This is a genomic window from Lactobacillus acetotolerans DSM 20749 = JCM 3825, from assembly GCF_001436775.1.
GTDB classification, from domain to species: Bacteria; Bacillota; Bacilli; order Lactobacillales; family Lactobacillaceae; genus Lactobacillus; species Lactobacillus acetotolerans.
The window spans coordinates 34,012-44,651 of sequence record NZ_AYZC01000009.1; the positions used below are offsets into that span (position 1 = coordinate 34,012).

A 10,640-nucleotide genomic window follows, 5' to 3' on the forward strand; every position below is an offset into this window, starting at 1 on the left:
ACCACACTATTTAGTTAGCTGCTTGTATACCTTTTCAATTGAAGCTAATTGTTTTTTTACAGAAAAATGATCGGCAACATATTTTTTCTCACGCGTGGCCATAGCAGATAATTCTTTAGGATCCTTATTAACTGCTTCCCTTAATTCATTAACAATCGAATCAACGTTACCAGTTTTAGCAATAAATCCATATTCAGGATTAGGAATCATTACCTTAATATCACCAATATCTGTTGACAAAATTGGGAGCAGATTATCACTAGCCTCGAGAAGAACCAATGGAAAACTTTCTGAATAAGAAGTTAAGACCGCCAAATCCATTCGCCTATATAAATTTTTAAGCTGTGCTTGAGTCATAAAACCGCTAAAAGTTACCTGTGGACCAAGATCGAGTTGACGCGAAAGAGCCATCAAGTTACTCAATTCTGAGCCGCTACCAGCAATATAGAGGCGAACATGCGAATCATTCAATTTCTTAATGGCATGTAAAAGCAATGCTTGCCCTTTTACCTTTTCGGTTCGAGCAACATTAATAATATTAAAGTAAGTGTGTTCATACTTAGCCGGAATTTCACTATTATCATGAAAAAAGATACCGTTGTAGATGACATGGATCTTGTCCTTATCTACATGTGCTTTATCTACCACAAGCTTAGCGAAACGTTTAGTCACCACAAAAACACAATTGGCGTTTCGTAATGCATGTAAATTGAGCTTAGTAAAAACCTTGCCAAGAAAGCCCCGATCGGCAAAATCCAAATACGGATCCGAATGGACGGTAATACACCAAGTTGCAGTAATTTTTCTCCTAATTAATGATAAAAATAAGTTAGCACGTGCCCCGTGAGTATGCACGATATCGTAATGTCCATCATTAATAAAAGCCGTCAGTCGTTTTAAACTAGACAAATCATAGCGCCCTTTTGCCCCTAAAACATGGGTAGCAATGTTAGCAGCTCGTGCTGCCTTAGCCACTGGACCCTCTTCTAAGGTCAAAAGTTCAAAATCTTTTTCCTCTTTTTTTGCCTCGGTTAACAAATTAACAATATGTGACAAACCGCCGCCTTGTTCAAGACCAGCATTCACATGCAAAATCTTCATGTATTATTTCTTTCTCTTTTTTGATTTTTGAACATCCATAACGAATCTTGGCAAAACTGTCATTCTCTTAAATCGCGTTGGATTACTTACCAAACGGTAAAACCACTCTAGGTGTGCTTTTTGGAAAATTTCTGGCGCCCTCTTAACAATTCCTGAAAAGACGTCAAAACTGCCCCCAACCCCCATCATTAGCGCAGGCAATAAATTTTTACGCAAGATTGAAATTAATTTTTCCTGCCTTGGGGAGCCTAATGCAGCGAAGACTAAATCAGGCTGGGTTCTTTCAATTCGGCAAGCTACTAAATCCAAATCTTCATCAAAGTAACCATCTTCTGCTCCAACCAATCGAATGCCAGAATAATCGCGACCGATTTTAGCTTGAACAGCATGAATGACATTTGGCTTAGCACCAATTAAATAAACCCGTAAACTGCGCTCATCAGCAACTTTCATCAGCCATGTAAATAGGTCGTAGCCGGTTACTCGTTCTGGAAGCGGCGTTCCTAACATTTTGGCTGCTTTAATGATTCCTATGCCGTCAGCCGTAATATAATCAGCATCATCATTCAAAATCTTCATAAATTCAGGATTTTCGTTTGCTGCCATCACAATTTCCGGGTTAGCAGTAACGATAAAAGTGGATTCATGTTCATTTAACCGACCAATAAATTCATTTTGAAATTGGTTAAAAGTTTTATTATCGAAATTAACACCTAAAACATTCACTTTATCCATAGAAAACACCTCGTGCATCTTTTCTTACTATTCTATCAAAATATCTCAGTGACCGCTGTAAGTTTTACCTTTTCTATAAATATGATACGATAAGTGCGTCTAATAAATAGGAGCACTAACAAAATGAAAAAAGTTATAACTTACGGTACTTTTGATTTACTACATTACGGTCACGTTCGTTTGCTCAAAAGGGCAAAGGAATTGGGCGATTATTTAATCGTTGGTTTATCGACGGATGAATTTAATGAATTCAAAAAACACAAAGAAGCTTACAATAATTATGCGGAACGCAAATATATTTTAGAAGCAATCCGTTACGTCGACAAAGTCATCCCTGAAAAGGATTGGGACCAGAAGATCAGTGACGTAAAAAAGTACCATATCGATACTTTCGTTATGGGAAGTGACTGGAAAGGCAAATTTGACTTCTTAAAGCCATACTGCAAAGTCGTTTACTTACCCCGAACTCCAGGTGTCTCAACTAGTAAAATTAAAGAAGATTTAAAGTAAACAAAAACTCCAATTCAGCTTATATAGTAAGTTGAGTTGGAGTTTTTTCATATTAAAATCATTTTGAAAACGTAAATTCAAACCGTTCAGCAACATAGCTAGCCCGTGTGTATTCAAATGGCGTACCATCAGACAATTCGGTTACCTGTAAACGGGTAATAAGCGCTTCGCCGCGCTTAGCATCAAGCAAACGAGCATCATTTTCATTGGCAACTTCAGCTGAAATATGTTCAGTTACCCGGCCAATCTTATAACCATGATTTTCTAACGTTTCGTACAAATGTGCCGAAATATCTGATTTAGAAAGATCTTTTATTAAGCGGTACGGAAGCGTAACCACCTCATAACAAATTGGGACTTTATCGGCATAACGAATTCATTCCATTCGTAAAACATCGGCATCCGGTTGCAAATTCAAACGCTCTTTTTCTGATAGGGATGGTTTGCCAATCCGATAAGAAATTACTTTGCTCGATGGTGTTTGACCATTTGCATGGGTAATTTCCGTAAAGGACATGATACCCGACATTGTTTCTTGTACTTTTTGACTAGCAACATAAGTACCGCTGCCTAGCCGGCGTTCTAAAATGCCTTCATCTTCAAGCGTTTTAATTGCTTGACGCAGAGTCATGCGGGATACACCAAATTTCACAGCTAGTTGGCGTTCAGCAGGAATTCTGTCCCCTACTTTATAGACATGATTTTCAATATCACGTTTAATTTGATTATGAATTTTGATATATATTGGTTCTTCCATGGGGGTACCTCCAAATACATACCTCATTATAATCTAAATTGGTCTATATTGCATGAGTAAAAGCACTATAATTTTTGTTGCTTATTTTCTTTTAGCGGTCCACTTTAATCCCAAGATATGAACATTAGGCTTTTTATTACATTCAACCTTAAGCGAAGCATCCTCGCTCGCTAAAACGCTGGTGCTTAAATGCGCGTCATCCTGGACAGCCATATCTGCACCATTGGAATTTAAAATCAAATCGTGACCATCTAATTTAGCATTTCCACTAAGCGCTAAAAAGTATTGATAATCTGAATCTCCGTTAAAAGTAACCCTGCGTGCAGTACAACTTACATTATCTTGAAAATCCGCATGTGCCAAAACTACAGTGTTACTTAAAGTTATTTTGGCTTTATTAACGGCAATCATTCTGTTAAAACTACTATTTTGGATGAGCACGTGTGCCTTTTTATCGATGTAAATACCACCATTAAAGCTGCTGCTAACAACGTTAATCCAACAATCATCACTGATATACAAACATGTATCTTCTTTTGACAAGACCTCACTGTTAAGCATGTTCATCCAAGTTTGACCATGAAGAAGAAGATAATCAACAACTGAATTATTAATATCTAATTCCGCATTTGTTTGTGCAAAAGTATTAACACTGCCATGAATATGAGAATTGTTAATAATTGCGGTGCCTCTTCCTTCTAAAGCAAGGGCACAGTATTCATCTGAGTCATAATCAATATACGTATCATTCATTTCTAGTCGAAAATCAGCGTCCGCAAACATAGATACAGAGCCATTAACAATTTTAGTTGAATAAAGTTCCAGCGTGATTTTTCCATTAGCAGCGATTGCTGCGGTATCACTATTGGTGCCTTTGATCACGCAATTGCGCAAACTTAAGTAGGTATTAGCTTCAACTGGTACAAAGAGGCTGTTGCGATCCTTAATGGTATTAATACACAAATTTTCTAGCGTTACATAACAGCTATCAGGTGATACACTCACATAACCTAAAATAGTCGTATCTTCTGGTAAAGTACCGGTGCCTTTAATCGTAATATCAGCTAATGTTATCCCCTGGGGTAAATTGTAAAAACCCGGTTCCAAAAGTAAAACATCATCAGCACGTAAATCTTTTAAAGCATCGTGCCAATCAATTTCTCCGCCACCGGCACCTACTTTAATTACTCGCATCTAAAAAATCCCTCTCTTAATTAAAATGCAAACCAGCTACTATTGTACTAGTTTTAACTTTTTATAGGTAAAAAATTGTTTATACACAAAAAGGGTTCTATTCAAATAGAGCCCTTTGTTTGTTATATAAAATTAATTTTAATCTTTTCTACATAAAGTGATAATTGCATGACACAGTAAACCTAAAATTAAAAAAGTTAACAAGCCAATAGCACTATCAATTATAATATTTTCCCAGGTAAAACCTGTAACAACCATTAAAATCAATGCAACTAAAATACCAATAAAAAGAGCAACAGCATAAAATAAACCCATCGCAGTATCATACTTATTAACCTTATATCCACTTTGTTCAGTATTTTCTTTATCACTCATAGTATTTTCTCCACTCTGCTTTTTATTATTTTTACTAACAAAATTATCAATATTAGTTCCCAAATTTTCAGCTAAAACAGCGATCATTGAATCGTCAGGAACAGTTTTATTCCTTTCCCAATTAGAAACGGCCTGTCTTGTAACGTGAACTTTTTCAGCTAAATCCTCTTGAGTTAAAGATAATTCTTTTCTTTTATTGTGAATAACTTGTCCAACATTTTTATCATCATTCATGTATCCCTTATTTCCTTTCAACACATAAATATATTCTATTGAAAATTCATAATTTTTAAAGCAATTGTGGAGAACAATTGCGCAACGAAGTTAATGCAAGAGACAAAAAAAGCAGTTTCAAAAGAAACTGCTTTTTCCTGGGTTATATGTCCTAATTAAAGAACAATTGGGTTAGCTGGATTCGAACCAGCGCATACTAGTACCAAAAACTAGTGCCTTACCGCTTGGCTATAACCCAATTAATGGAGGAGGGTGGATTCGAACCGCCGAACTCAGAGAGAGCGGTTTTACAGACCGCCGCGTTTAGCCACTTCGCTACTCCTCCGTAACGCACGTTAATTATATTAACGAAAAACGTGCGTAAATGCAAGTCTAAATTAATAAACTACTTATTTTTATTTTCTTCAATGTACTTTTTAATCCGCTTAAGCCCCTCTTTAATTTGGTCCATTGAAATGGCATAAGACAATCTGACATAACCTTGCCCACCTTGAGCAAAACATGAACCTGCAGTCACTGCAACGTGTGCTTTTTCAGCTAAATCATAGTTGAATTTAGTATCATCCTGCTCTAAACCATCTGGAATTTTAGCAAAGATATAAAAAGCACCTTGTGGTTTAACACATTTAAAGCCTAACTTAGTTAAACCATCATATAACAAGTCACGCCGCTTCTGAAATTCTTTTTTCATCGGAATAGCGTCATTCATACCATTCTTAAATGCTTCTTCAGCTGCATCCTGCATTGGCGTTGGCTCAGTTGTAGTAATAGACTGGTGTACCTTCGCAAGTTGCTCAGTAATCTTTTTAGGAGCACACATAATACCAATCCGATACCCCGTCATGGCCCATGCTTTCGAAACGCCATTCATCAAAACGACCTGGTCATGCAAACTATGTTCCATTGAGGCATGCGGCTGATCATAGTTTAATTCACTATAAATTTCATCACATAATGCAAAAATTGGCTTATCACGAATCACATCTGCAATTGCATTCAATTCATCTTGGCTATGCATAACGCCAGTTGGATTAGTTGGGTAAGTCATAACTAATACCCGAACCCGGTCGCCATACTTATCTATTACCCGCTGCAATTTTTCAGGTTTTAACTTAAATCCATCTTTAGAGGTATCAATTTCAACAACTTTCGCACCAATCGACTTTGCATCTCCAATGTACACTGGAAAAATTGGCGTTGGGATTACCATAACGTCGCCGGGATTCAAAACTGCCGTCAACATATCATAAATTGATTCCGTCACACCATTAGTTGCTACAATTTCTGTTTCTGGATCATAATGCTGGTTATATTTCTTAGCCAGGAAATTACTAGCTGCTTTCCTTAACCCCAACGTACCATTGGATGGGGCATAATGAGAATGATTATCTGCAATGCTCTTTTCGGCAGCTTTCTTAATATGTTCCGGAGTATTAAAATCAGGTTCCCCAACTGTGAATTTAATCATGTTAGGCATTTTACTGGTGTAATCAGCAAACGCCAAAATAGCACCTGTCGGCCTTTCAACCAACCCTTTTTTCATATGTTTCTCTAAATCAACCATCGTGTTTAACCATAACTTTCTTTTTTATTATAAAAATTTAATTGCGTTCTTATTTTTAAAGCCTAGCCTATGTGCCTCATTATCATCATTATCGATCAGACTCTGCAGGGCATAATAAATATTATTAAAATTATATTTAGGATTAATTTTATTCAAGAAATATTTAACCAGCGTTATTACTAACGCTACCCTATTGGTGTAATTGCCATTAACCTTAAACAAAACATTTTTATATTTATGTGGCATTGATGAACGTGTCCTAATCGAAATATCAATCAGATTAGAATTATGACAACACACGATTCTAATCATATTCAGGCACTTTAGGCATGAATATAATTCACGCGGAGTCAGGTCAAATACGTTAGAAATTTTTTCTTTATTCTTTTTAGACATAATAGAAAATAAAAAAATAGATTCACCAAAAGTAAGACAATCTACCATCGTCCAAACAGACGGAAAACCATCTTCATTTTGATTATTGGGAGCCTTAATATCTGGCAAATTTGATCGTTTCATTTCTTTTAAAAGATTATTCTTAAAATAAAACTGCTTTTCTTCAATCTCAAATTTGGGAATACTACGATCACACCACTCTTTAAATTCTAGGTATCCAAATGCACCGTATTTATCACCTAATAACGTTGCAATTAAGTTGTTCAGATAAACTTCAACATTTTCAATAGCATGAAGAAGATATATTCTTAAATTTTTATCTTGATAATATCTTTTTAGTAAATTGGCAAAAGTTAAGTTTTTATATCTAAGCCTTTTGCCTTTTTTAACAGAAAACGGAATTGCAAATTCCTTTAATTTATAATATCCAATTTCTTGAATTTTTTCTGCGTCTTGTTTATGAGTATTTTTTGGAAAAATAATTCCTCTTTTTTCCATCAATTGTCTTTGCTTTTTTGGAGACAATGAACGAGGTCTATTCAATATTTTATTCCTTCTATTTTTTAAATTTGATAACAAAAAACCTCCGTCATCAGGACTTACCTGCGCAAAATGCGAAACGGAGGGATTGGCTTTGTACCTTTATACTACAAACTATCGGCTACATTGTCAATTACAAATTAATTTCTTTTTTTAGATAAAAAAATAGCTAGGTTGTATTTGTTATACTCTAAAATATTCTTTTTATCCCTTATGATTATAATTTATGATTCATCAAGGTAAAAATAATAAGCCAAGTTACTGATATAGCTTGACTTATAGTAGAAAAGAAACATTATCAAAATAAATAATGTTTCTTAAGTAAATTTAATTAGTTAACTTGCACTTTAGCTGGGCTTTGAATACTATCACGCAGTTTATTCATAACCGGATAGTTATCAGTAAAAATACCTGAAACATGGGCTTTAAAGTACTTCTTAGCCTTCTGCGGATCATTAACAGTCCAAATTCTTTGAGTAATTGTTCCCTTAGAATTTTGGTAACTGCCTGGGTGAATCCCAGCAAAGTTATTATCCTTAATCAACTTATCAGAATTAGTTACATCCTGGTCAGTCAAATAACAATATATTTGATGAGGATCAATCTCCTGACAATTCTTCAAAGTAACATAATCAAATGAAGAAAAGATAATAGGATGAATAAAGTGATATTGCTTAGTTAAGTCTAATACCTTCTTTTCAATTCCTGGATAATGAACCGTACTAGTTTTGAATTCCAAATTGATATAAAGATTACGATCCTGAAGGATTGCTAATACTTCTTTCAATTCTGGAACAGGTTCACCATTTGCTAAATGTAGCTTCCTAATTTCACTGAGGGTGAAATCTTTGACCCAACCGGTACCATCCGTCGTACGGTCAACTTTTTCATCATGCATAACTATCGGAACCCCATCTTTGGTTAACTGCACATCAAACTCGATACCTTCTGCACCATGAGTTGCTGCGTAACGAAAACCTTCTAAGGAATTTTCAGCAAATTTCGCTGGGTATCCACGGTGACCAAAAACAATCGTTTTAGTATTTTTATTATCCATAATTTTTATAGTTTAATATCCTTTTCAAGTTGTAAAATTACTGTATCTTACTTCACAAATAATCTGATTCTCTTTCAGATACAAATGATATAATAGACTAATTTTTGATATTTTTAAACGTTTTGCAACCAATTTTACAAATTTTATTTTGGGCGTTTCCAAAGCTAGAAATTCATTTATTTTCTAACCGTTTTACTTAGACGTTAAATCAGTTATAACCTGCAAAAGATCATCAGAATTAACTACATTATAAAGATTGATTGCAAGTCCCAAATTATCCGCTATATCCTTTACAAATGTAGGAATAGTAACACCTGGGCCAATACATACTAAATTTGTTATTCCCATACTCAAAATCTTTTTTATACTATTAATAAAATGAGTACCAGAAACCAATTGCTTTAAGATTGCTTGTTTAACATTATTTTTATTAATAAAAATTGCATCAGTATCAGAAATCAATGGAATTTGATTGTTATGCCAATTTAAAGTATCTAAATAATTGGACATTCCGTTTGCTAAACTGTTAGCCATTTTAGTGTGAACCGGTGGAATATTGAGGATCTCTATAATTTCTGCGTAACCTAAACTATTTAATTTATTTTTTATCTGTTCAGAAATTTGCGCATCTCCACCATAAACCATTGAAGTAGTTGAGTTTTCGCTGATTAGGCTTGCCTTACCGTTACTTGCTTGCAACAATTTGTTCAATAACTTTAATGGGACTTTTCTTGTGATGTAAATTCTTCCCTTTGATCTATTAAGAATAGTAGCTATGCTTTTACTGAAAAACATTACCAAATCCAAAATATCTTTAAGGTTCAACATTTTAGAAGCATATATCCCAGCAAACTGACCCAAACTCAAACCTGAAACAACTGTTGGTGTTAGGCCATTAGATTCTAACGTCTTAAAAATTGCTAAATCAAACACAACAGATACAGTTTGAAAACTTTCAATTTTTTCTAATCCACCTTGATAATCAGAAAATGATATTTTCTTAGTATCAAACGGTGTAATTTCTTCAGCTTGATCGTAAATATCTTTAGCAGTACTAAATTTATTATAAATATCCCTGCCCATACCCTTTACTTGTACCCCAGAGCCTGGGAATAATATGGCAAATTTTTTATTCATTTTGTTTTTCCTCAATAATTATATTTAAAGGTAACAAAAAAGCCTTAACATCAATGTCTACCAGCATTAACGCTAAAGCTAATTTATTTAATTGGGTTAGCTGGATTCGAACCAGCGCATACTAGTACCAAAAACTAGTGCCTTACCGCTTGGCTATAACCCAATACCATCTGAGCTTTTACTTGTCGCTCAACAGTAATAAGTATAGGAGAAGTGAGCAATTGAGTCAAGAAAAAGTTCTGACTTTTATTCCATTACAATTGGGCCTTGAACAGCCATTGTGTCGCGTACAATGTCATGTAATTCTTTATTCTCAACGATATCCTTACTGTCATCAATATATTCACCAAACCATGGAGTATTAACGTGTTTGTTATACGCATCATTATTTGCGTAAACTTCAAAGAACAGCCACTCATCTGGATTACCCACGTTGCTACCTGCAAACAAGATCTCAACACCAGGTTCTTTAGCCATCGAATTGCGCATCTCTTTTTTAACAATTCGGGCAAACTTATCGTGTTTACCCTTCTTTAATTCAACTTTAGCAAAGCGAATGACAAAGTTATCCGCGTAACTATCCAATGCTTCTTTAGATTTGGTTGTCATCCATTCAGACTTTAAATCCCAGATTTTCTTTTCCTTAGCCATCTTTTCAACAGCATTGTCATAAGCATCAAAGTAATCAGACATGCTATGAATATCAAAAGCTTTGCTGTTACGGTAAAGTTCAATATCATAGTTAGTTACGCCGCTGACACCTTCATGCCCGTTGGCTATCATTAATGTTCCCGGTTCAGCAGGAATTGAATTAGTTACGTGTGCTTCTTCAATCCTGTGAAAAGCTGAGAGATCATTTTCTGCAATCTTATACTTACTAATTTTAAAAATTGGTTCTTCGTCCATTTTTATGCCTCTATTAATAAAAATTAACCTTATATTTTTTATTTTATATCTATTGAAACAAAATGACTCATGTTTTTTGGCTCTATAATTTTTCCTGTTGATGACTTATCAATATGATAAGCTGTTAACAGGTT

Annotated in this window: 10 protein-coding genes, 3 tRNA genes and 1 pseudogene; 1 reads left to right on the forward strand and 13 read right to left on the reverse strand. The window is 34.7% G+C overall.

Annotated elements, in window-relative coordinates:
• Window positions 1-6: 6 nt before the first annotated feature.
• Entirely contained in the window at window positions 7-1,101 is a 1,095-nt protein-coding gene (locus tag FC77_RS02535) for a glycosyltransferase (RefSeq protein WP_056969994.1), read from the reverse strand.
• 3 nt (window positions 1,102-1,104) lie between these two features.
• Window positions 1,105-1,836, reverse strand: a complete 732-nt coding sequence (locus FC77_RS02540) for a WecB/TagA/CpsF family glycosyltransferase (protein WP_056969995.1) — start codon at window positions 1,834-1,836, stop codon at window positions 1,105-1,107.
• A 123-nt stretch (window positions 1,837-1,959) separates the two neighbouring features.
• Here FC77_RS02540 and tagD point away from each other — a divergent pair, with 123 nt between their 5' ends.
• Window positions 1,960-2,346, forward strand: coding sequence for a glycerol-3-phosphate cytidylyltransferase (gene tagD, locus FC77_RS02545; RefSeq protein ID WP_056969996.1), 387 nt, complete (start codon window positions 1,960-1,962; stop codon window positions 2,344-2,346).
• Between the two features lie 58 nt (window positions 2,347-2,404).
• Here the strand turns inward: tagD and FC77_RS02550 are convergent.
• From FC77_RS02550 to FC77_RS02600, 11 genes and pseudogenes are all read right to left on the reverse strand, one after another.
• Window positions 2,405-3,103, reverse strand: a pseudogene (locus FC77_RS02550) (GntR family transcriptional regulator).
• A gap of 81 nt (window positions 3,104-3,184) precedes the next feature.
• Window positions 3,185-4,297 (reverse strand): hypothetical protein, encoded by a 1,113-nt coding sequence (locus tag FC77_RS02555; protein ID WP_054681509.1) that lies wholly within the window; start codon window positions 4,295-4,297, stop codon window positions 3,185-3,187.
• 138 nt (window positions 4,298-4,435) lie between these two features.
• Window positions 4,436-4,906: a helix-turn-helix domain-containing protein gene (locus tag FC77_RS02560; RefSeq protein WP_056969997.1), complete on the reverse strand. Its 471-nt coding sequence runs from the start codon at window positions 4,904-4,906 to the stop codon at window positions 4,436-4,438.
• 166 nt (window positions 4,907-5,072) lie between these two features.
• Window positions 5,073-5,144, reverse strand: a tRNA-Gln gene (locus FC77_RS02565).
• Window positions 5,145-5,149: 5 nt separating this feature from the next.
• Window positions 5,150-5,231: transfer RNA gene (locus FC77_RS02570), tRNA-Tyr, on the reverse strand.
• A 60-nt stretch (window positions 5,232-5,291) separates the two neighbouring features.
• Window positions 5,292-6,470, reverse strand: coding sequence for an aminotransferase class I/II-fold pyridoxal phosphate-dependent enzyme (locus tag FC77_RS02575; RefSeq protein ID WP_056969998.1), 1,179 nt, complete (start codon window positions 6,468-6,470; stop codon window positions 5,292-5,294).
• A gap of 27 nt (window positions 6,471-6,497) precedes the next feature.
• A complete protein-coding gene (locus tag FC77_RS02580) occupies window positions 6,498-7,409 on the reverse strand; it encodes an Abi family protein (RefSeq protein ID WP_056969999.1) in 912 nt (303 codons plus the stop codon).
• A 328-nt stretch (window positions 7,410-7,737) separates the two neighbouring features.
• The gene (locus tag FC77_RS02585; protein ID WP_054681500.1) at window positions 7,738-8,463 is read right to left on the reverse strand and encodes a glycerophosphodiester phosphodiesterase family protein; all 726 of its coding nucleotides are present in this window, start codon (window positions 8,461-8,463) and stop codon (window positions 7,738-7,740) included.
• A 192-nt stretch (window positions 8,464-8,655) separates the two neighbouring features.
• Window positions 8,656-9,600 (reverse strand): ACP S-malonyltransferase, encoded by a 945-nt coding sequence (locus FC77_RS02590; RefSeq protein ID WP_056970000.1) that lies wholly within the window; start codon window positions 9,598-9,600, stop codon window positions 8,656-8,658.
• Window positions 9,601-9,691: 91 nt separating this feature from the next.
• A tRNA-Gln gene (locus tag FC77_RS02595) sits at window positions 9,692-9,763 on the reverse strand.
• An 83-nt stretch (window positions 9,764-9,846) separates the two neighbouring features.
• Window positions 9,847-10,506, reverse strand: a complete 660-nt coding sequence (locus tag FC77_RS02600; protein ID WP_056970001.1) for a putative quinol monooxygenase — start codon at window positions 10,504-10,506, stop codon at window positions 9,847-9,849.
• Window positions 10,507-10,640 lie beyond the last annotated feature (134 nt).